20 protein-coding genes and 1 tRNA gene are annotated in these 20,174 nt (G+C 60.1%); 8 read left to right on the top strand and 13 right to left on the bottom strand.

Features of this window, described 5'->3' with window-relative positions:
* Positions 1-7 precede the first annotated feature (7 nt).
* The 3 genes from HCZ23_RS02600 to HCZ23_RS02610 all read left to right on the top strand — a co-directional run bounded on the left by HCZ23_RS02600 (position 8) and on the right by HCZ23_RS02610 (position 1,260).
* Positions 8-469, top strand: a complete 462-nt coding sequence (locus tag HCZ23_RS02600; RefSeq protein ID WP_167600116.1) for a GatB/YqeY domain-containing protein — start codon at positions 8-10, stop codon at positions 467-469.
* Positions 470-585: 116 nt separating this feature from the next.
* Positions 586-768 carry a DUF3008 family protein gene (locus tag HCZ23_RS02605; RefSeq protein ID WP_167600117.1) on the top strand — a complete coding sequence of 61 codons (183 nt, stop codon included), beginning with the start codon at positions 586-588 and terminating at the stop codon, positions 766-768.
* Positions 769-882: 114 nt separating this feature from the next.
* Positions 883-1,260, top strand: a complete 378-nt coding sequence (locus tag HCZ23_RS02610; RefSeq protein WP_167600118.1) for a hypothetical protein — start codon at positions 883-885, stop codon at positions 1,258-1,260.
* 21 nt (positions 1,261-1,281) lie between these two features.
* Here the strand turns inward: HCZ23_RS02610 and HCZ23_RS02615 are convergent, their stop codons facing one another.
* Complete coding sequence (locus HCZ23_RS02615) at positions 1,282-1,749, bottom strand: DUF2244 domain-containing protein (protein ID WP_254869868.1); 468 nt, start codon at positions 1,747-1,749, stop codon at positions 1,282-1,284.
* A 177-nt stretch (positions 1,750-1,926) separates the two neighbouring features.
* Here HCZ23_RS02615 and HCZ23_RS02620 point away from each other — a divergent pair, with 177 nt between their 5' ends.
* Positions 1,927-2,832 carry a hypothetical protein gene (locus tag HCZ23_RS02620; protein ID WP_167600120.1) on the top strand — a complete coding sequence of 302 codons (906 nt, stop codon included), beginning with the start codon at positions 1,927-1,929 and terminating at the stop codon, positions 2,830-2,832.
* 2 nt (positions 2,833-2,834) lie between these two features.
* Here HCZ23_RS02620 and HCZ23_RS02625 read toward each other — a convergent pair whose 3' ends face one another.
* On the bottom strand, positions 2,835-3,242 hold the full coding sequence (locus HCZ23_RS02625) for a hypothetical protein (RefSeq protein ID WP_167600121.1): 408 nt from the start codon (positions 3,240-3,242) through the stop codon (positions 2,835-2,837).
* A gap of 232 nt (positions 3,243-3,474) precedes the next feature.
* Positions 3,475-5,166, bottom strand: a complete 1,692-nt coding sequence (locus HCZ23_RS02630) for a cytochrome c oxidase subunit 1 (protein ID WP_167600122.1) — start codon at positions 5,164-5,166, stop codon at positions 3,475-3,477.
* 345 nt (positions 5,167-5,511) lie between these two features.
* Between HCZ23_RS02630 and HCZ23_RS02635 the strand changes: the two genes are divergently transcribed.
* Positions 5,512-6,768 (top strand): MFS transporter, encoded by a 1,257-nt coding sequence (locus HCZ23_RS02635; protein ID WP_167600123.1) that lies wholly within the window; start codon positions 5,512-5,514, stop codon positions 6,766-6,768.
* A 51-nt stretch (positions 6,769-6,819) separates the two neighbouring features.
* Here HCZ23_RS02635 and HCZ23_RS02640 read toward each other — a convergent pair whose 3' ends face one another.
* Positions 6,820-7,284, bottom strand: coding sequence for a cytochrome c family protein (locus HCZ23_RS02640; protein ID WP_175580861.1), 465 nt, complete (start codon positions 7,282-7,284; stop codon positions 6,820-6,822).
* Between the two features lie 138 nt (positions 7,285-7,422).
* Positions 7,423-8,073, bottom strand: coding sequence for a lipoyl(octanoyl) transferase LipB (gene lipB, locus HCZ23_RS02645; RefSeq protein ID WP_167600124.1), 651 nt, complete (start codon positions 8,071-8,073; stop codon positions 7,423-7,425).
* A 211-nt stretch (positions 8,074-8,284) separates the two neighbouring features.
* On the opposite strand from lipB, the gene HCZ23_RS02650 reads away from it, so the two are divergent.
* Positions 8,285-9,649 (top strand): peptidoglycan-binding domain-containing protein, encoded by a 1,365-nt coding sequence (locus HCZ23_RS02650; RefSeq protein WP_167600125.1) that lies wholly within the window; start codon positions 8,285-8,287, stop codon positions 9,647-9,649.
* A gap of 194 nt (positions 9,650-9,843) precedes the next feature.
* Positions 9,844-9,930, top strand: a tRNA-Leu gene (locus tag HCZ23_RS02655).
* A gap of 445 nt (positions 9,931-10,375) precedes the next feature.
* On the opposite strand, the gene HCZ23_RS02660 is transcribed toward HCZ23_RS02655, so the two are convergent.
* Positions 10,376-11,092, bottom strand: coding sequence for a hypothetical protein (locus tag HCZ23_RS02660; protein ID WP_217703103.1), 717 nt, complete (start codon positions 11,090-11,092; stop codon positions 10,376-10,378).
* A gap of 324 nt (positions 11,093-11,416) precedes the next feature.
* On the opposite strand from HCZ23_RS02660, the gene HCZ23_RS02665 reads away from it, so the two are divergent.
* A complete protein-coding gene (locus HCZ23_RS02665; RefSeq protein WP_217703104.1) occupies positions 11,417-11,818 on the top strand; it encodes an acyl-CoA thioesterase in 402 nt (133 codons plus the stop codon).
* Positions 11,819-11,821: 3 nt separating this feature from the next.
* Here HCZ23_RS02665 and HCZ23_RS02670 read toward each other — a convergent pair whose 3' ends face one another.
* The 7 genes from HCZ23_RS02670 to HCZ23_RS02700 all read right to left on the bottom strand — a co-directional run bounded on the left by HCZ23_RS02670 (position 11,822) and on the right by HCZ23_RS02700 (position 20,143).
* On the bottom strand, positions 11,822-13,753 hold the full coding sequence (locus HCZ23_RS02670) for an FUSC family protein (RefSeq protein ID WP_167600127.1): 1,932 nt from the start codon (positions 13,751-13,753) through the stop codon (positions 11,822-11,824).
* Positions 13,750-14,235, bottom strand: a complete 486-nt coding sequence (locus HCZ23_RS02675; protein WP_167600128.1) for a MarR family winged helix-turn-helix transcriptional regulator — start codon at positions 14,233-14,235, stop codon at positions 13,750-13,752. Before HCZ23_RS02675 ends, HCZ23_RS02670 begins: the two co-directional genes overlap by 4 nt.
* 98 nt (positions 14,236-14,333) lie before the next feature.
* The gene (locus HCZ23_RS02680; protein WP_167600129.1) at positions 14,334-14,816 is read right to left on the bottom strand and encodes a hypothetical protein; all 483 of its coding nucleotides are present in this window, start codon (positions 14,814-14,816) and stop codon (positions 14,334-14,336) included.
* 84 nt (positions 14,817-14,900) lie between these two features.
* Positions 14,901-17,366 carry a Hint domain-containing protein gene (locus HCZ23_RS02685; RefSeq protein WP_167600130.1) on the bottom strand — a complete coding sequence of 822 codons (2,466 nt, stop codon included), beginning with the start codon at positions 17,364-17,366 and terminating at the stop codon, positions 14,901-14,903.
* A gap of 248 nt (positions 17,367-17,614) precedes the next feature.
* Positions 17,615-18,553: an AEC family transporter gene (locus tag HCZ23_RS02690; protein WP_167600131.1), complete on the bottom strand. Its 939-nt coding sequence runs from the start codon at positions 18,551-18,553 to the stop codon at positions 17,615-17,617.
* Between the two features lies 1 nt (position 18,554).
* Entirely contained in the window at positions 18,555-19,355 is an 801-nt protein-coding gene (locus tag HCZ23_RS02695) for an MBL fold metallo-hydrolase (protein ID WP_167600132.1), read from the bottom strand.
* Positions 19,352-20,143 (bottom strand): TatD family hydrolase, encoded by a 792-nt coding sequence (locus HCZ23_RS02700; RefSeq protein WP_167600133.1) that lies wholly within the window; start codon positions 20,141-20,143, stop codon positions 19,352-19,354. The genes HCZ23_RS02695 and HCZ23_RS02700 overlap by 4 nt, the downstream gene beginning before the upstream one ends.
* Between the last annotated feature and the right edge of the window lie 31 nt (positions 20,144-20,174).

Raw genomic sequence — 20,174 nt, forward strand, 5'->3', positions numbered from 1 at the left:
GGCCCATATGGATATGCGAAGCCGGCTGAATGCCGCACTGAAAACGGCGATGAAGGAAAAGGACAGCGAACGTCTGGCGACGCTGCGCCTGATCAACGCCGCCATCAAGGACCGCGAGATTGCGGCCCGTGGCGAGGGTGAGGATGTGGTTGTTTCTGACGACGACGTGCTCGGCATCCTCGGCAAGATGGTCAAACAGCGTCAGGAAAGCGCGAAAGCCTTTGAAGAGGGCGCGCGTCTTGAATTGGCTGAAAAAGAACGTGCCGAGATTGCGATCATCGAAGAATTCCTGCCGCGTCAGCTCAACTCTGACGAGGTCACCAAGGCTGTCGAAGACGCCATCGCTGAGACCGGCGCGGACAGCATCCGCGACATGGGCAAGGTGATGGGCGCTTTGAAAGCCAAATACACCGGCCAGATGGATTTCGGCGCCGCCGGGCCCATGGTCAAGGCACAGCTCGGCTGCTGAGCCACGCGTGAAAAACACAGGAAAAGGTCGCCCTTGGGCGGCCTTTTTTATTGGGAACGGCGGCTCCGATCCTGCGTTGTCCTCAGGACACAGAAATCCGACAGATGGAGGCGATCATGGACGCTCAATCGAAAGCACAGCAACGCGCGGCGGGCGCAGCGCTCTCGGCAAAACGCGGCGAGACGAAAGTCAAAGATCTTCAGGGCGCGTCGGTCGAGATGTACGACACGATGAGCGAAGCGGAGCTTGAGGAGATGGCCGGGACCTCGCACGAAAATTTGCCTGAGCGCAAAGAATAAACCCCATTTTATCCTCATGTCTGGTGTTTTTTCACATGCGGTAGAGGGGCTCCGCTTTCCTTTCGCGCAAAATGCCTTATACCGCCACGACCTGTATCGAGTGAGGATTTTATCATGAAAATGAATATGTTGTGTGGCGTTTTGGCTCTGGTCGGCGTGGCGGGCTGCGATCCGGCGAGCGTCACGCAAGCGGTGCACCCGGACTATCTCCGCCATGAGGTGACGTCACAGGACGGCGAAAGCGCGTACGCCTTTCTCTGTGCCCCGCAGATGAGCAAGGCCGCGACCCAAGCGCAACTCGCGAAAGCGCGCCAGATGACGGACGCTCATCTTGAGGCCAGCGCGGAAAGCATGCTTGAACAGATGATGAGCGATGACGATTTCACCACCTGGGACGCCTATAAAGTCACGCGCGACAGCCAGAAACAGGCGGATGTGTTTGTCGAGGCGCTGAAGGCGGAGACGGGCTGTGTTCTCGTCGAGGCGGAGTGAACCTGGCTCAAACAGCGTGTTTCAATTCGGGCGTTTCAGCGCGGCCAACGTGGTCATCAGCTCGCCATAGAGGCTCTGGCGCTCTTCCGGGCTGAGAAAGGCGCCAAGCTCGACCTCGCGCGTCTCAGCCGGTCCGCCACCTTTCAGGGTCAGATATTGCTCCACCTTGCCTTTCTCGGGATGCAACTTCAGGTGCAGCCAATAGGGGTTGGCCTGCCAGCTCAAAGCTTCGCCCTTGGCGGGCCAATGGGTCAGTTCTACCCGATCGGGCCAGATCAGCAGCTCCTCGCGCAACCGATCGCGATCCGAGCGCCTCAGCGCCACCCAAAGCGCAGCCAAGGCCGTCATCATGAAAATCAGCAGGACCCAAAAGGCGATGGTGCCGATGAAGGGCACCACGGGGATCAACCCGCCGCAGAACATGATCCAGATCGTGGCGGAAAAGCCTTTGCCCTTGAGCGAGCGATGCGGCCAGAGATCAAGCCGCAACAGAGGCGCTCCTTCCTTAGGAGGCCGGGGCAGGGGTGTGATGTCTTGGGGCGTCCAGCGATAGGGCATGCGATGATGATTTTGCGTTTCTTGTCACTCTAGGCGCTTCGCCGCCACAGGGAAAGCCATCTCCCTGAACCGCGTGACATGGCCTGAGTGGGCGTTTATCCCGACGGCATGAAGACAGATGTCGCCGATTGGCCCTCGCTCTCCTATGACCTTGTACTCGCGGACTGCTTTTACGGCGCATCGGGGCGCTCCCATGTGTCCGCATGGTTTACGGAACAGGTGGAGCGAATCGACAACCCCGAGTTCGCGCGCCTGTTTTCCGATCATATCGCGCTGCCCGGCGTCGCCGCGCTGGACTATGCGCATCGGTATTTGCGAATTGGGGCAGGGAGCCTGATCGGCGGCATCCGGTTTTACGCGCGGGACCTCGCGCGGCCCTATGTCGAGATCATCGCCCATGATTTCGAGGATATGGCCGCATTGTCCGCCGTGGTTGCCGCCGAGTGGGACGCCTTTGCGCCCCGTGCCCTGCGGTTACGGCAAAAGGTGGGGGCGGGGGTGGCCAGCCCTCAGGCGCATGTCGATATGACCCTCTATGCCGCACGCTATGAGGACTTGCGCCCGGCGCTTGCGCCTGTCTCTTTGCGTGCCTTTGCCCATCCCGATGCGGCGCTGAAACTTGTGCAAGAGCGTTTCGATCTCATGGCCGAAACCGAACCAGAGCTGCGCCGCAACGTCTCGCCCAGCACGGAGGAAGAGTTGCGCGTGTTGTGGCGAGAAGGGCAACTTCATGCCATCACGACCGAGACGAACACTTTGGGGGTGATCGCGACGGCGCCCGGACAAATTGACTGGATCAAGGGCGATGAAATCATCGAGGAGATCGTGAGCCAAACCCATGCCGGTCATGGCTATGCCGCTGCGGCCCAGTCCGCTTTGGCGCGTCTGCCGGGAGCGGACCCGGAGCGCCTGCTGATCGGAACGATTGATGGGCGCAATTTCGCCTCTCGTAAAACCGCAGAGCGGGCGGGGCGTCAGGCCGTGCTGGACTATGTGTTCCTGCCGTTTTGCTGACGTCACAGCGTCAGGCAAAAGTCGCAGTCGCCATCACCTGTCACCATGCCCCGCGGCTCCAGTTTTCCGATCCGCTCGCCGTCAAAGGTATAATAGGCTTTGATTTGCTGCGACTGTGTGGCGTAGGCGCCGTTGCTGCCATGTTCCAGAATGGCCACAAACCCCGTCGAAGGGTGTGCGGGAAAGAGCGCCGCGGCGCTGGCGGCTTCCTGGCTGGTCCATTTGCAATGGGTGATGCGGTCGATCTCGGCGGCGAGCGCGTCGATCTGACTGCGCACGTCCAGGGCGTCGGGGTCGAAGAGCGGTTCCGGCGAGGTGATCAGCATGGCGACACGGGTCTTGCCGTCGCGCGGGTCATAGATTTTCGAAAACTGCGGCGGATGCCAATGGTCTGACACGAGGGTCGCCATGGGCGGTTCCCCGGTGTCTCGTGATTTGAAGAAAAACGCCAACATCTGACTGCTCCTGATCGCTTGAGATCAAACTACCGCGGGAATGGGCATAAACCGTGTCCGGTTCGAGGCGAAAGGTGCCCAATGTCTTAAACGGTTAATGGCGGATCAAATCCGGGCTGGCGAGAGGTCTGCATGAAAAAGGCCCCGCATTTCTGCGAGGCCTCTCTCGATCAGGTTGAACACTGGCTTAGTGCGAATGCTGGTGATCCCAGTCTTCGCGCTTCGGCAGCGTTTCGAACGTGTGCTCCGGCGGCGGGGAGGGCAGGGTCCACTCCAGCGTGTCGGCATATTCGTTCCAGTAGTTGTTCTCGGTCACGCGACGGCCCGCAAAGAGCGTGTAGAACACAATGCCGATGAACAGGATGAAGGAGGCGAAGGACAAAAGCGCACCGTAAGAGGAGACTTTGTTCCACATCGCGAAGGCTTCCGGATAGTCGATGTAACGACGCGGCATGCCCTGACGGCCCAAGAAGTGCTGCGGGAAGAAGGTCAGGTTCACACCGATGAAGAACATCCAGAAGTGCAGCTTGCCCGCCCATTCCGGATATTGCCGACCCGACATCTTGCCGATGTAGAAATAGATCCCGGCAAAGATGGTAAAGGCCGCCCCCATGGACATGGTGTAGTGGAAGTGCGCCACGACGTAATAGGTGTCGTGATAGGCCCGGTCCACGCCCGCCTGAGACAGCACGATGCCGGTCACACCACCGATGGTGAAGAGGATCAGGAAGCCGAACGCGAAAAGCATCGGCGTCTTGAACTCGATGGAGCCGCCCCACATGGTGGCGATCCAGGAGAAGATTTTCACACCCGTCGGCACGGCGATGACCATGGTGGCCATCATGAAGTAGCTCTGCTGCGTCAGAGACAGACCCACGGTGTACATGTGGTGCGCCCAGACGACAAAGCCCAGAACCCCGATCGCGATCAGCGCCCAGACCATCGGCAGGTAACCGAACACCGGCTTGCGCGAGAAGGTGGCGATGATGTGCGAGACAAGGCCAAAGCCCGGCAGGATCACGATGTACACTTCCGGGTGGCCGAAGAACCACAGGATATGTTGATAGAGGATCGGGTCACCGCCGCCAGCCGGCTGAAAGAACGACGTGCCAAAGTTGCGGTCGGTCAAAAGCATGGTGATCGCGCCCGCCAGAACCGGCAGGGACAAAAGGATCAGCCAGGAGGTGACAAAGATCGACCAGGCAAAGAGCGGCACTTTGAACATGGTCATGCCCGGCGCGCGCATATTCAGCATCGTGGTGATCATATTGATCGCGCCAAGGATCGACGAGGCGCCCGAGACGTGCACCGCAAAGATCGCCAGATCCATCGAATAACCGCCCTCGGCGGTCGACAGCGGCGGGTAGAGCACCCAGCCCACGCCGGACCCGGCCTGGTTGTTGCCGCCCGGCGCCAAAAGCGAGGCCACCCCAAGCGCCACACCACAGACATAGAGCCAGTAGGACAGGTTGTTGAGACGCGGAAACGCCATATCCGGCGCGCCGATTTGCAGCGGCATGAAATAGTTGCCGAAACCGCCGAACAGCGCCGGGATAACGACGAAGAACATCATCAAGACGCCGTGATAGGTGATCATCACGTTCCACAGATGCCCGTTCGGGTCACAGTTTTCGGCGCCAAAGCCCGAAATCAGACGCGCGGCGGATTCGCCGGCCTCATTGAGACACATGAACTGAACGCCGGGTTCCATGAGCTCAAGGCGCATGTAGACGGTGAAACAGACCGAGATGAACCCCACGACGGCGGCCGTGAAGAGATACAAAATCCCGATGTCTTTATGGTTGGTGGACAGGAACCAACGGGTGAAAAACCCCCGGTTGTCCTCATGTTCATGCCCGTGAACGGCTGCGTCTGCCATGCGGTCCTCCCGACTAATGCGTGGTCATGCGTACAGTTTATGCGCGCGTTTGCTGCGTTTTTTGCGGTCTTTATGCGTCTTTCCGCCGCCCCCTTTTCGGGAGTCATATCGCGGAATTACCATTTGTCTTAGAGCTTCACGAAGACGAGAGCAATAATTTGGCGCATTTTGTCGCAAGAAAAATGCGCATTCGGGGGTTGAAACTTTTGTTTTGGCTCATGTTGTGCGTCCTGAGCGTCCTGAGCGTCCTGAGCGTCCTGAGCGTCCTGAGCGTCCTGAGCGTCCCGCGCTTGCGGTGATTTCGGGCTTCGGAATAGGCTCGGATTTTAACTGGACCCTGATCTGATGCTGCACCTTGCCTTTCGCCGTTTCGTCTTTGCCAGCGGGTTGACCAATCTGGCGGACGGCGTGGCGACAGTGGCCTGGGCCTGGCTCACCTCTTTGCTGACACGTGATCCCTTGATCATCGCATTGGTGCCGGTGGTGTTGCGCCTGCCGTGGTTTCTCTGTGCCGTTCCTGCGGGGATCGTGACGGATCGGGTGGACCGGCGCCGCTTGATCGTGGCGATGGATGTGCTGCGCGCCTTGGCGTTCGGTGGCACGGCTTTGGCGATTTGGCTGGCTCTGCCCCTGGCGGAGCCGCCCGACATGGGCCTGTCCTCGCACGCGCTTTTCACCGTGCTGATCCTCGCGGCCTCTGTCGTGGGCGTCGCCGAAGTCTTTCGCGACAATGCCGCTCAGACCATGCTGCCAAGCCTCGTGGCGCAGGACGATCTGGAACGGGCCAACGGGCGGTTGTGGAGCGTCGAGATGGTTGGAAATGCCCTGATCGGTCCCGCTCTGGGTGCGTCTCTTTTGGCCTTCGCGCTGCCTTTACCGTTTTTTGTCAACGCTTTAGCCTATCTGTCTGCGATTGCCCTCGTGGCGGGGCTCAAGGGCGTGTTTCGCCCGAAACCCAACGGCCCCCGCAACTGGCGTCGGGAGTTGAAAGAGGGTTTCGCCTTTCTCAGAGACGCGCCGCTGCTGCGCGCGCTGGCCTGGATCACCGGTTTCTGGAATCTGTTCTTTCACATGGTTCTGATCGCGCTGGTGCTGCATGTGCAGGAAAACCTGGGCGTCGACGCGCAAGTCTACGGCCTGATCCTGACGGGCGGGGCCATCGGCGGTATCTTGGGCAGTTGGAGCGGCGGCTGGGTCGTCGAGCGTCTCGGCGCGGCCAAAACGGCGCAAATCTCCCTCTTGGCCTCGGTGCCCGCCTTTTTGGCGATCGCCTTCGTGCCGGGGCCTGTGTCTTTGGCGTTCACACTCGCGGTGTTCGAATTCATGGGCATTCTGTGGAACACCGTCTCGGTGTCCTACCGCCAACGCACCATTCCCGACGCGCTTTTGGGCCGGGTCAACAGCCTCTATCGCCTTCTGGCTTGGGGCATGATGCCGGTCGGGCTGTTATTGTCGGGCGTCCTCGTGCGGCTGTTCGATGGGATCGTGCCAAGAGAGACCGCGCTGATCCTGCCGTTTCTGGTGGCCTCACTCGGCGCACTTGTGCTTGGCGTTCTGGGCTGGCGGGTGCTCGGGCGCGGATTTGCTTCTGCCCCAAAATGAAAAACGCCGCCCCGGTCGGAGCGGCGTTTCATATGCTGTCAAAGCAGGCGTTTATTCGGACGCGGCTTCTTCCGCAGGAGCGTCCTCGGCCTCTTCGGCCATTTCAGGCGCCGGTGCCACGGAGGCGAGGAAAGCGACGATGTTCGACGCGTCCTTGATCTTGAAGGTCATTTTCGACCGGCCAGACCCACCATGGGTGTCGATGAAAGCGGTCGGGTCCTGGGCATATTCGACGATCAGCTCAGGTTCCCACACCATGCCGGTCTCACCCACGGCGATGATACCGTCGCCGTATTTGAACCCGTCGACAGAGGCCACCGGGCGGCCCACGACGCCATAAAGGTTCGGGCCGGTCTTGCCGCCACGCACGATGGCTTCGCCCGCATCGTCCACGATCATGTGGCAGGCCTTGCATTTGTTGAATTCTTTCTCACCCTTGGCCGGGTCGCCTTCGGCAAAGGCTGCGGTGGAGGTTGCCATCAGGGCGGCGGCTGTGAAGGCAAAAAACGTGTTCATAAGGGTCTCTCTCCCGATTCATGTGTCCGAACCCAGAATACTGAGTTTGGCCGTTGTTACCAGCCCGGGCATCTCCTACTTTGATCTTACGCAAATGCCGAAGCGCGTTTGGACTTGATCGGGGCTTTCGCCGGCCGGTTATTCCCCGAAAACCGTCCCAAACGTCTGTTTCAACGCCATATCAACGTCTTCCATCGTCACCGGCAGGCCGAGATCGACCAAGGACGTCACCCCGTGTTCGCGAATGCCGCAGGGCACGATGCCGTCGAAATGCGTGAGATCCGGGTCCACATTGATGGACAGTCCGTGAAAAGACACCCATTTGCGGATGCGCAGCCCGATCGCGGCCACCTTGTCCTCGGGTTTCTGACCCAGAGCTGTCAGCGGTTTGTCCTCGCGCACGACCCAGACGCCGACGCGACCTTCGCGGATCTCGCCCTTGATGTTGAACTCCGCCAGCGCGGCGATCACCCAGGCTTCCATGTCCTGCACGAATTTGCGCACGTCACGCCCGCGTTTGCTCAGATCGAGCATCGCATAGGCCACGCGCTGGCCCGGACCGTGATAGGTATATTGCCCGCCGCGCTTGCTTTCATAGACCGGAAAGCGATCCGGATCGACAAGGTCCTCGCGTCGCGCAGAGGTGCCGGCCGTATAGAGCGGCGGATGTTCCACAAGCCAGATCAGTTCCTCGGCTTCGCCTTTGGCAATGGCCTCCGCGCGCGCCTCCATTTCGGCCACGGCCGTGTCGTAATCCGTCAACCCGTCAGAGATTCGCCACTCGACCATAATTCGCCCGTCCTTGCCTGTGTCCGTTGCTCTGACCTTGATCTAACGCGGCAGAGGTGCCGCGAAAAGGGGCAGGGGCTTTGCAATCTGGAAAATAAGGTCGGGTTTTCCATACTCCGTTGAGGATTTCTTTAGGATTTGGCCAAAAACCTCTCAGAAACTCACGATCCGGTGATAGTCTTGAACATATGTATAAAGTGAGGGGGATCTCATGCGTTTCAAACATCTCATCTCCGCGGCCCTGGCCTCTGCCCTGGTGCTCGGAACCACATCTCGTGTTCAGGCCGATGGCGGCGACTTCATTGCAGGGGCCGTGATCGGCGGCCTCTTGGGGGCGGCCAGCCAGCAACCGAAAAGAAAGACCACATCGACGCGAAGCTATCGCCCGCGTTTGCCCTCGACGCAGGAAGGCAAGGAAATTCAGGCCTCGCTCAATTATTTCGGCTTCAACGCGGGCTCCGTCGATGGCCAGTTGGGGCAAAAGACTCGCAACGCCGTGTCTTCCTATCAAGCCTATCTCGGCTATCCGGTGACCGGTCAGCTCACGCCCTTTGAACAGGAGCTGCTGATCTCGTCTTACAATCGCGCGCAGGCCGGGGGCATGCAAACGTCTCAACTTGTGGCCGCCAACCCCGACGGCACGCGCGGTCTTTTGAAGCAATACCGGTCCGAGATGGCTTCTGGTGGCGCCACCATGGCGGGCGCGCCGATGATGGCCGCGCCGGGCACAACCGTCGTCGTGAACCCGGTGATGCCGCAAGGCCAAGGACTGGGGCAGGGCACGTTGACTGCCGCGGCACCTGCACCGACCGCACCTGCGGCCGGAGGCATGCCCGCTTTCGCCGCCGCCCAGCCGGAAGGTGCGATGCCGAGCTTCATGGGCAATGGCGCAACCGTGTCCTTGGCGTCGCATTGCAACAAGGTCTCCCTGATGACCAACACCAACGGCGGGTTCGTCACCGAAGCCTCCATGTCCGATCCGAACCAGGCGCTGAACGAACAGTTCTGCCTGGCGCGCACCTATGCGATCAGCACCGGCGAGGATATGATTTCCAAGGTTCAGGGCTTTACCCCCGAACAAATCGCCCAGCAATGTCAGGGCTTTGCCCCCACTATGTCGTCGCAAGTCGCCGCCCTGTCGATCCAGCCGCGCGATCAGGTTTTGACCGACACCTCGGCTTTCGTGCTCAACTCCGGCATGTCTCCGGCGCAGCTGGCTTCGACCGCCAAAATCTGTCTCTCCGTCGGCTATCGCACGGATGACATGGACGTGGCGCTGGCCTCGTCTCTGCTGCTCGTGGCCTTGGGTGAACGGGCTTACGGCGAGCTTTTGGGCCACCACCTGAGCCAAGGTGTCGGCGTCACCCGTCGCCCGGATCTGGCGCAGGCCTGGTATGGCGACAGCCTCTCCGCCATCGACGCCGGCATGCCCGCCGTCTTTGCGCCGGGTCAGCCCGAGCGTCAGGGCCTTCTGCGCAAGGCCTCCATGTCCTTGAGCGGCGCGGTGATCCCGCAACCGGCGCCAGTGGTGCCGACCTCCGCACCTGCGTTGCCGAGCTTTAGCGTGACGGAATAAGTCCCGAAGTATCTCGGGTTAATCTTCGAAGGCCGCCACGGGTTCTCCCCTGGCGGCCTTTCTGATTTGCGGCTCTTCGGGGTGACATTGGCACGGCCGCAAAGGTCATGTAAAAAAATCAGTCTGAGGGTCAATTTTCCTCTTTCCAACCACCGCGCGCTTCGCTACATAGCCCCTCACCAAGCCTAGACAGTGCGGTCGTGGCGGAATTGGTAGACGCGCAGCGTTGAGGTCGCTGTGGGGTAACTCCCGTGGAAGTTCGAGTCTTCTCGACCGCACCATTTTAAATTGGCCTATCGCGCGGAGCGCTACTTGAGGCCAGTTTCGGTTCGAGAATTCTCCTCTCACCTGCACCATTGGTTCTTTGCGAAAGCGAAGATCCCGAAATCCTCCTAACGTTTTCATGCGGCAGTCGTTTTCGGCACGAAAACGATGCGAGCATATGGCCTAAGCTTTTAACTTCACCCGCAGCATTCTGAACTGCCCGAGTGCTTTCAGCGACTTGAGGCAGGTTTCGTTCGAAAATTATGTTCTTGTTTGAGCCAAAGGCTCTTCTGAGGGAAGGCAGTGGCAAAAGACCCAGTCTAAGCAGACATTCAGCCGAAACGATGAAAGCATTCCTTTACGGAAATTTTCATGAGAGGTCCGATCCGCAGGCTGGGCGATCTTCAGACTGTTCCTTCGGCGGATGTTGAGCCGAGGGCCCTCAAAAGCGGCTTGCGATCGTCAAGCGTTTTCAGGGCGTTTGGCGCGCGCGGCTTGCTTGGCCCTCGGGAAATGTTCGAGGAACCTTTTGATATAGTATTGTATGCTGTCTGCTTCTGACTGATCGAGGGTGGCCAGAGCGGTACGTTCATCGAGAAGGGTCCGCAAGAAGACCGCCTCGGCCTCGTGATGCGATCGATTCCTGCGGTGGGCGTAGGCGAGGGCAATCCGGTAAACAACGCGCGACTTATCCGATAGGCTGGACTCGATTGCTTGCTTGATCGCAGCAATCATACGTGGACCTTTTTCCCAGTTTGGGGCGTTCTCGAACCGTGCGGCAACTTCTTCTCTGGTGATCGCCTTTTCATATTTGAAAGCGGCGGTATGAATACATTCCCCGACCGGTGTCAGGATGTCTGAGAAAAGACTGAACGCAGAAATCGCAAAAGGAAGGGTGGCGTGCACATGGTCTTGATTGAGCACATATGACTCACCTAGGATCATTTGCGGCAAAAAGATTTCGAAGCAGGAGCGGGTCAGTTCCGGTGATTTCAGAACATCCAGACAGAGCACCTCGATCGGTTCCTGAGAGGTGTAATCCCCAGTCATGAGATTCAACTTTTCGGAAAGGGCAACATCTGCGTGGGGCGTAAGGTTATGTGTGTGCAGATGCTGAAAGCTATCTCCAAGGGACAGGCCAGCCATGGACGGCTTTGCAGTCTTCTGAGATTTCATCAAGAATAGAGGTCAAATCTTCAAACAAGTTTTGTGTCATAAGAGCTTTCCGTTCATGTCCTGAAAATACAACGATACGTGGAAGATTGATTGCGCAACATAGCGGCGGTTTCTGAGTGGAATTAAATCAGGGGGTGCAGGGTAAGCTCTTATTTTAAAATTGTTTTATACTTTTAGTTTGCGGATTTCTTTGGCGGCGGCGGTGTCAGAGGCACGCATGCCATGCACCCAGCCCAATGCCGCATTGCGTGTTGGATCCAAGGCTTGAGGCCGCGTCTTTCACGTGCCATTTGACCCCCATCGATCACAAGACAATGGATTTTCAAAATGTCAGACGCACATACACCGGAGGGCATGGAACTCACGCTGCGCACGCTCGCGATGCCGGCCGACACCAATGCCGCAGGCGATATTTTCGGCGGATGGGTGATGAGCCAGATGGACCTCGCCGCCGCCATTCGCGCCAACGAGCGCTGCAACGGGCGCACGGTGACCATCGCGGCCAATGAGATCGTGTTCAAGAAGCCGGTGAAAGTCGGCGATACGCTCTGCGTTTACACCGCCGTCGATCATGTCGGGCGCAGCTCCATGGTGATCCGGATCGAGGTCTGGGCCCGGCGGGCTTATACGGCGCAGCGCGAGCATGTGACCGAGGCGCGGTTCACCATGGTGGCTGTCGATGCAGAGGGCAAACCGCGCGAAGTCGGCCCGGCGCCTGAGCACATGTAAATCTTAGTCCAATGTGGTGAGCAGGGGCGTCAACGTGTCGATCCCGCTCACCGCCTCGCGCAACAGCGCGGCTTCGGGGCCCGCGTGTCGGGCCTGAAGCTTGACGAGCGTGGCGCGCGCCCGGGCCGGGTCTTCGCGCAGATGCGCCAGACGCATCAGCGCAGCGCGCGCGGCGCGGCGGTCGGAGTCTGAGATCGCCATCTCATGCGGTGCCATCCGGGTCTCGCCCTGGTTTTGCGCCTCGCGGTGGCACCACATCGCCGCATGGCCAAGGTTCAACAACGCCAAAGCCGCGTCCTGTGCCTCGGTCTGCGCCCGCGCGGCGCGTTCGGAAAGGCGCACCAGACGCAGGGTCCGGTGATAGAGCCGCGCCTGCCAATGGCTGCGGGTTTGCAGCGCCTTCGGATCGGCGGCCAGATCGCTCAAGTCGTGGAGCATGGTTGTCATCAACGTGTCGAGACGGCGTTTCAGGTTGGCGGGATAAATGGTCAAATAGGCCCCCATCGCGGCCACAGGTGCAGCGATCACGGCAAGACCGGCGGCGACGGAGGTCTCGAATGTGCCGGTGAGCGGCCAATGCGGCTGCGACATCAGCATCAGGACCATGTTGTAATCGAAACTCATCGCGACGGTTTTATTATGCGCGACAAAGAGCGGCCCGATCAGAATGAAGGGCAGGGTGAAGAGGATTATCTGGGTCTCTGTCTCCGCCATCGGCCAGATCAGCCAGCGCAGGATCAAGGCGCCGATGACGCCGGCAAGTTGGCCCTTGAACACGGATTTCATCATCTGTGCCGGGGTCTCGAAGGTCGAGAACAGCGAGATCATCACCGACAGGCCCAAAAGCATGAACGCACCCACCGACCAGCCGGTGACCAGCCACAGGACGCCAAAGAGCAAAAGCGCGCCAAAGGCCCGTAGCCCCGCCTCGCGCGCGCCGGTCCAGTCACGGTGCAACACGACGGACAGGGGCGCGAATGTGGCGGGGGAGGCCACGGAACGGCGCGCATGCGGGTCGGCATGCCAATCGGCCAGCGCCGCGCCGGTGGTGGTGAGTGTCTCACGCAGACGCGGGGACAGGCCGGGCGTCTCAGCGGAGGCTTTGAGGTCCGCGAGCGTCTCGGGGATGTCTTCGTCTGCCAGTGCGAGACTGGCGGCAGTCAGGTGGCTGCGAAAGCCTGCGGGTTGGCTGTCGCCATGTTTCCAAAGCAAAAGCGGGGTGGCGGCAATTAAGAGCCGGCGGGTGGCGCGGATGCTTTGACGCGAGCGGATGGAGCCTGCGGCATGCGGGTCCAGCCCCTCTTCGATGGCCGCGAGATCCGACAAAAGCTGGCGACGACGTGTGTGTGACGGCGTGGCGGATGCGGCCTCCGCGATCATCTCGGTCAAAAGCGCGCGCACCTTTTGGCGCAGTTCGCCGGTGGCGGCCTTGGGCGCAAAGAGCGAGCCGATGAAGGTGGCGACGACGACGCCGGTCAACACAGTGGCCAGCCGGTCGGCGCCGAGGCCCAGCACCTGATCCGGATGGGCGGCATCCAAAAGCGAGACCATGGCAGCGGTGTAGCCAGCTAAAACTGTGCCATAGGCCACGAACCCACGCTGAAGATTGCCGATATAGGTACAGGCCCCGACCCAAAGCGCGAGACCTATGACCAAAAGCGCGGGGTGCAGCTGCATCGACAGGACCAAAAGCACGCCCACAACGGTGCCGCTGATCGAACCCAGCCCTCGAAACAGGCTTTTCTCCCAAAGCTGGCCGCGGGTCGGCTGCGAGGCGGCCCAGACGGTCATCGCGGACCATTGCGGATGTTCCAGCCCGATGAGCCAAGCGAGCACTAAGGCGATACAGGCCGCGATGGCGGTGCGGGTGGCAAAGCGCAGGCGGGTGATGTCGAACCCGTGGTCTGTGAGCCGGGAGAGGAGAGGGGCCATCATGTGTCTGCTTTCGTCGTTTGCGTGAGCGCGCGCTCGACCGTGATGTTGATCTTCTCCATGGCACGGATCAGCGCGGCGACCTCCGTGTCGCTCAGATCGGTCAAAAGCATGGCCTCGACCGCGTTCAGATGCGTCTTGATCCGGGCAACCTCTGTGTGGCCTTCGGGCGTCAGATACAACAGCCGCGCGCGGCGATCTTTGGGATCGACCCGGCGTTCGGTCAGCCCTCGCTCGGAGAGAATGTCCAACAGACGCACGAGGCTTGAGGTATCAAGCGCCAGGTGATCCGCCAGCTCCGTCTGACTGATCCCGTCGCCCGCATCGAGATGCACCAAGGGCGCCCAGGTGGCATCGGTCAGCCCGGCTTTGGCCAGCTCGGCATGGATCACCTTGCGCCAGCGCCGCGAGAGCGTGACGAATTGAAACCCGAAGAGGGTTTTGGCGGAGTCTGCGGGCAGCGTGGAGGGGGGCGTTTCTGTCATAAACTGCATGTGCGTCAAAATGATTGGTATTGCAAACTATCTGCGTGCAAGTCGCCTGTGCGCGTGTTGCATGGCTGGAGGGCAAGGCGTTCAGGTGTTCAAATTTCCACCAATGTCAGAATTTCAAGCCCGCCGATGACTGGAAGATGGTCTTTGTGATAGATCCTGACGCTCATGTCGTAGTCAAAAGCGACGAAACATTCTCGGCCGAGATGAAAGACAAAGGCTCGTGACGTCCCGGCGAGAAAGCCCTCGACGAGACAGGCAAGGGTTTCCTGTCTGAAAACCGGCTCGATCAAGGGTTCGAAATAGCTGCCGTCGTCCAAAGGAGGATGTGGCTCACACATGTCCATGACGAGAAAAAAGGGTCCAAAATTTTCAAAGAATGTTTCGAAATCGGACTTAATGGCGCGCTGTCTTTCGGGGCTTTGCTGTTCGAAATCTAAATCAGCCTCTGTCCATGCCTCCGAATTCCATTCTTCCCTAGAAATCACTTTCCCAAAGGGAGAGAGCAAACTGGCGCGCCAACCATTGGGGAGTTTGCCGTTCTGGATGTGACCTGCGTTGACGAAGGTGTCCATGTCTATCCCGCCTTCAGGACCTCAAACATCTAAGATGTGTTTGAAAGCGGGCGTTTCGGCACTCGCTTTCAAATATGTCCGTCGTCACGCCACCAAAAGCCCCGTCTCATGCGCCTTGAGGCATTTGCGGGCGGTGTCGCCGTGATGCGTCGGCATGGAGCGCAGCTCCGGGAAGAGCGCGAAGAGTTCCTCGCGCGCGGCGTCGGCGACGCCAGTCAGTGAGTAATCCGAGACGTGGAAGCTTTCCGAGGCGGCGCCTTCGGCAAAGATCACCTCGTGGCGGTCGAACATCAGGTGGTAGTATGTGACCATCCCACCCTGTGCCTCGCGGATCGTCGTGCCATTGACCAGGTGCTTGGCGGCGGCGAAGACCTCGGAGGTGCCGAACAGCATCTCGGAGCGCCAGCCGTTCAACAGCATGCGGTGCTGCGGCGAAACGATGAGGTCACGGTCGTTGTTCAGGGCACCCGCCTTGATCTCGATGGGCGCAAATCGGCCCATCGCGGGCACCTGACGCGCGCCGACCCAGCGCAGCGGCTGCACGCCGTTGTCCATGGTCAGCACCAGATCGCCAGGCTTCAGGTCTTCGACGGCACGGGCCCCATAAGGTGTGGCGATCCGGGTGCCCTCGCCGAAACAGATCACTGTTTCGATATTGGTAAATGTGATGACGGTCCCGTCCGCCAGCGTCAGGGTGCCGCTTTCCGGGTCGTTTTCGTCATAGGTGATGGGCCGTGTGGACCAGTCGATTTCGAGGCCGGAAAGATCGAGCACATCGGTGTCGCCATTGCCCGAATCTTCGGAGCCGATGATGTTGATCGCATTGCCGTCCAGCAGGGAGGGGTCGATGATGATGGTATCACTGCCCGTGCCGCCGGTGATCGTGTCGCCGCCGCCCGCGTAGATCGTGTCATCGCCCGCGCCACCGTCGATTGTATCGGCGCCCGCGCCACCGATGATGGTGTCGTTGCCTTCGCCCCCGTAAAGCTCGTCATCGCCGCCCGCACCGTCGAGGTAATCGTTGCCCGCACCGCCATAGAAAATGTTGGTATAGGCATTCTCGCCGTCCGTGCTTTGCCCGTCGAAGCCGATGAGCGTGTCGTCGTGATCCGAGCCGATCAGCCCGTCGATGCCAGAGCCGCTGTCGCCCTCGGCGTCGCCGCCTGAATAGGTGCCAGTGCCGAGATCGACATTTACACCTTCGGCGCTGTCGGAATAGTCGATGGTGTCCTGACCCGAGCCGCCCGACATATAGTCGGCGCCTTCGCCACCGATAAAGGTGTCGGCGCCCGTTTCGCCATAAAGTTCATCGTCACCGACGCCGCCATCGATGATGTCATTGCCCGCGCCGCCATAGACCACATCGTTGCCGAGGCCCGCATCGATGGTGTCGTCGCCGTCACCGGCCTCGATGGTGTCATCGTATTCGGTCTGGATCACATCGAAATTGATGTCGGACACATGGATCGCCTGTTGCTCCGTGCCATTGTTGCCGTAATCGATGGTGATGCTGGAGACGGGGCCGGGGATGGTGACGAGGATCGCGCCTGAGGCATCGTCCGGGTTCACATAGGTCGCATCCGCCGTGCCCGTGGCGGTGTTGCCGGAGACGCTGACCTCGCCCTCGGGGGTGATTGTCAGGGTGACAATATTGCCGTCAGCATCCTCTGCCGTAATCGTGACGGTATCGACAAAGGAATACACGTCCAGATCGGATATGCGGAAGGTGACATTTTCCACTTCGTTCATCACATCGCTCTGGGTCGACGAGAAGTCGAGGGTGAGCGAAGAGGTGTCGCCGTTCGCGCCCGACCCCCAGAGCCTGAGCGAGCTGTTGTCGGAGAAATCCCCGTTCTCCGTGTAGATGGTCTCGTTCGAGATCGTCGCGGTGTTGCCACTGTCGGTTTCGCTATAGCCGATGTCGACCTGCACGCCGTTGATCACGGTCGACATGCCGCCCTCGATCGAGGTGTTGTCGGCGGCCAGATCGTCCCAGCTCAGCGTGCTCTCGACGGAGGAGGTGCCATCCACCATTTCGCCTTGCGGATCGCCGGTGTAAGTCGTGTCGATGGTGTCATCGCCGTCTGTCCCGCTGACGATGCCGTCGGGATACGGAACGTAATCCGCATAGCTGAAACTCGGCGCCGTGCCGCTCGCGGAGCCCGGATTGGTGTCGTACTCGACGATCTGATATTGGTGCCCGTCGATCAGCGGTTGTTCGGAGACGGTGTAATAGCCGCTCGCATTGCCGTCCTCGACCTGGAACTGGATGACCTGAAAGGTTTCGCCCGTGTCCAGATCGGTCACGGTCCAGACCAGTTCGGCATCGACATCCGAGCCAAACGAATCATTGCCGCCGATGCTCACATCCGCCGTGGCGGTTTCGCTATAGCTTCCGCCGGCGCTGTCATCCGTCAAGTTGCTGTCGCTGTCGGTGACAGTCGCTGTCCCGGTCGGGCCGCCGCCGGAATAAGTAAATGTCGACCCCGTCGTCGTGCTGAACACGCCGTTGGGGTTGAAATCATATACTTCCAGATCGTAAACGGGCATCTGCTCACTCGTTTCAAAGTTGCTGGCCCGGTTGCGGCACGGAACGTCTCGCGTGCGGTCGGGCATCTTGGTTAATAATGGCTTGAGACACCAAGTGCTCTGTCTTTGCGGCATGAATGGGGCAAGGCTGGGGCAAAGCTATGGAATGCGCACAGCGGCCCAAAAATTGTTTCTCATATGGAAACGCTCGTGTGTCGCCTGCAAGGCGACCGCCGTGTTCAGACCGCGGAGAAGCCGTCAAAGCGGGCTTACGGCAAGATCGCCAGCCAGCACCAGACAGTGAGGATCGAGCCTGCCGTGCCGATCAAGACAGACGACGCCGCCACACGTTTCGCCACACCATACATATTGGCAAAGAGATAGGCGTTGATCCCCGGCGCCATGGCCGCGGTGATTGTGGCGGAGCGCAAGGACGGGGTCGGCAGGTCAAAGACGAAATGCCCAAGCCCGTAGGCAATCATCGGATGCAGCACCAAGGAGGCGGCAACTGCCCAAAGAATGATCCGCATGTCGCCCTCAGGCTTATAGCGCAACAGCACGCCCCCCAGACCAAAAAGTGCCGCCGGAATGGCCGCGCGAGTCATCAGCCCCACCGCATCCCAAACCGGCGCGGGCAGGGGGAGCTGCGTCAGGTTGACGGTCCACCCCGCCGCAATCCCGAGGATCAGAGGATTGCGCAACACAGAGCGCGCGATCTGCCGCATCAGGCCAAAGCCCGACAGACCCAGCCCGCGCGTCCGGGCTATCTCCATTGCCGCAATGCCGATGCCGTAAAGCAGCGGAGAATGGATCGAAATGATCGCGAAATTCCCGGCCAAGGCCGCTTCGCCATAGGCGCGTTCGGTGATCGGAATGCCCAGCAAAAGCGAGTTGGAAAACAAGCCGATGAACCCGATCGCCACCGCATCCGTCAGATCGCGTTTGAACAGGTAGCGCGCCCCGAGAAAACAGAACAACCCGCCCGACAAAGCGCCCGCGTAAAAGGAAATCAGGATCGGCGGGTGGAAATTCTGGCCCAAATCCATCTTTGCGATGCCAGAGAACAACAACAGCGGCACGGCGAAATTCTGGGCGAATTTCATCACGCTGTCGATCAACTCATCGCTGACCCATCCGAACCGGCGCGCCAGATAGCCGTATCCGATCACCAGAAAGACAGGCAGGATGACGGTGATCAGGTCCTGCAAGTCAGAGCTCTCCTGTGATCTCGATCACCATCCCGTCATGCGCAGGGGTGACGTGATCCGGGGTCTCCTCATCCACGGTCGCGTAGTCGATGTCGATGTGCATATTGGTCAGAACGGCTTGCCGGGGTTTGGCCCGCGCAATCCACTCCAACGCCAACTCCAGATGAGCGTGAGAGGGATGCGGCGTGTAGCGCAGCGCGTCAATCACGAAGGTGTCGAGCCCCTGCATCGCGTCCCAGGTCTCCTCATGGATCGCCAACACATCGGGGATGTAGGCCAAATCACCGATGCGGAATCCCTTGGCCTCGATCTGACCGTGATTGACCTGCAAAGGTGTCAACGTCACCGGACCGCCAGGGCCATCAATGGTGACCGGCCCGCGAATGGCATTCAGGTCCAGAATGGGCGGGTAGTTCGAGCCCGCAGGCTGCACAAACGCATAGCCAAACCGCGCGATCAGGTCGTTTTCCGTCTCGCTGTCGGCATAGACTTTGACCCGTTCGCGCATGTTGAACACGATCTGGCGCAAATCATCTAGGCCATGCATGTGATCCGCATGGGCATGGGTGAAGACCACGCCATCGAGCCGCTCCACTCCGGCGTTCAGCAATTGCTGGCGCATGTCGGGGCCGGTGTCGATCAGCACCGTCGTCGTTCCATCCGGGCCGTCGCGCTCGATCAGAGCCGAACAGCGCATCCGGCGGTTTTTCGGGTTCTCCGGGTCGCAAGCGCCCCAATGGTTGCCGATCCGGGGCACGCCGCCCGAGGAGCCGCAGCCCAATATGGTAAAGCGCGCGCTCATAAAACGGCCTTTGTAAACAGGCGCTCGAAATTCGCCTCGGTCAGCGCCGCGAACTCGGCATAGTCCATCTCGAAGGTCTCTGCGGCGCGCTGGGCGGTGTGGGCCGTGTAGGCTGGTTCGTTGCGACGCCCGCGATGCGGCGGCGGCGCGAGGTAGGGGCTGTCGGTCTCGACCAAGACGCGATCCCGTGGCACCGCACGGAAAATCTCGCGCAACTCTTCCGAGCGCGGAAAGGCCGTGATGCCCGACATCGAAATGTAAAAGCCCCACTCCATCGCCGCCAGAGCGAACTCTTTCGAGGCGGTGAAGCAATGCAGCACGCAAGGATAGGCACCTTTGCGATATTCTTCGCCCAAAATCGCCATCGCATCCGCATCGGCGTCACGGGCGTGGATGATCAGCGGCAGTTGCGTCTCGCGGGAGGCTTCGATGTGAATGCGCAGGCTCTCTTTTTGAATGTCGGCGCTCTCGGCGGTGTAGTGATAATCAAGGCCAGTCTCGCCAATGCCGACGAATTTCGGATGCTCGGCCAGCGCGACCAAGTCTTCGACTGTCGCCAAAGGTTCCTCGGCCGCCGACATCGGATGCGTGCCCGCCGCCCAGAACACCGGATCGAAGCGCTCGGAGATGGATTTGACCTGATCCACCTGACGCAGACGGGTGCAGATCGTCACCATGCGATGCACACCGGCGTCCACGGCGCGGGTGACAACCTCCGGCAATTCCTCGGCAAAATCCGGGAAGTCGAGGTGGCAATGGCTGTCTGTGATGCGGGCGGGAAGGCTCATGCGGTCTGCTCGTTCTTCGGACCGCATGACA

Origin of the sequence: Celeribacter sp. HF31, from assembly GCF_011806455.1 — a bacterium.
In the GTDB taxonomy this organism is placed as follows: Bacteria; Pseudomonadota; Alphaproteobacteria; order Rhodobacterales; family Rhodobacteraceae; genus Celeribacter.

Excerpts from the sequence above, each read along its gene's own strand:
- HCZ23_RS02695 (WP_167600132.1), bottom strand. The coding sequence starts at position 19,355 with ATGAGCGCGCGCTTTACCATATTGGGCTGCGGCTCCTCGGGCGGCGTG.
- HCZ23_RS02665 (WP_217703104.1), top strand. The coding sequence starts at position 11,417 with ATGTCAGACGCACATACACCGGAGGGCATGGAACTCACGCTGCGCACG.
- lipB (WP_167600124.1), bottom strand. The coding sequence starts at position 8,073 with ATGGTCGAGTGGCGAATCTCTGACGGGTTGACGGATTACGACACGGCC.
- HCZ23_RS02650 (WP_167600125.1), top strand. The coding sequence starts at position 8,285 with ATGCGTTTCAAACATCTCATCTCCGCGGCCCTGGCCTCTGCCCTGGTG.
- HCZ23_RS02680 (WP_167600129.1), bottom strand. The coding sequence starts at position 14,816 with ATGGACACCTTCGTCAACGCAGGTCACATCCAGAACGGCAAACTCCCC.
- HCZ23_RS02630 (WP_167600122.1), bottom strand. The coding sequence starts at position 5,166 with ATGGCAGACGCAGCCGTTCACGGGCATGAACATGAGGACAACCGGGGG.
- HCZ23_RS02600 (WP_167600116.1), top strand. The coding sequence starts at position 8 with ATGGATATGCGAAGCCGGCTGAATGCCGCACTGAAAACGGCGATGAAG.
- HCZ23_RS02675 (WP_167600128.1), bottom strand. The coding sequence starts at position 14,235 with ATGACAGAAACGCCCCCCTCCACGCTGCCCGCAGACTCCGCCAAAACC.
- HCZ23_RS02685 (WP_167600130.1), bottom strand. The coding sequence starts at position 17,366 with ATGCCCGTTTACGATCTGGAAGTATATGATTTCAACCCCAACGGCGTG.
- HCZ23_RS02610 (WP_167600118.1), top strand. The coding sequence starts at position 883 with ATGAAAATGAATATGTTGTGTGGCGTTTTGGCTCTGGTCGGCGTGGCG.
- HCZ23_RS02605 (WP_167600117.1), top strand. The coding sequence starts at position 586 with ATGGACGCTCAATCGAAAGCACAGCAACGCGCGGCGGGCGCAGCGCTC.
- HCZ23_RS02640 (WP_175580861.1), bottom strand. The coding sequence starts at position 7,284 with ATGAACACGTTTTTTGCCTTCACAGCCGCCGCCCTGATGGCAACCTCC.
- HCZ23_RS02670 (WP_167600127.1), bottom strand. The coding sequence starts at position 13,753 with ATGATGGCCCCTCTCCTCTCCCGGCTCACAGACCACGGGTTCGACATC.
- HCZ23_RS02700 (WP_167600133.1), bottom strand. The coding sequence starts at position 20,143 with ATGAGCCTTCCCGCCCGCATCACAGACAGCCATTGCCACCTCGACTTC.
- HCZ23_RS02625 (WP_167600121.1), bottom strand. The coding sequence starts at position 3,242 with ATGGCGACCCTCGTGTCAGACCATTGGCATCCGCCGCAGTTTTCGAAA.
- HCZ23_RS02620 (WP_167600120.1), top strand. The coding sequence starts at position 1,927 with ATGAAGACAGATGTCGCCGATTGGCCCTCGCTCTCCTATGACCTTGTA.
- HCZ23_RS02635 (WP_167600123.1), top strand. The coding sequence starts at position 5,512 with ATGCTGCACCTTGCCTTTCGCCGTTTCGTCTTTGCCAGCGGGTTGACC.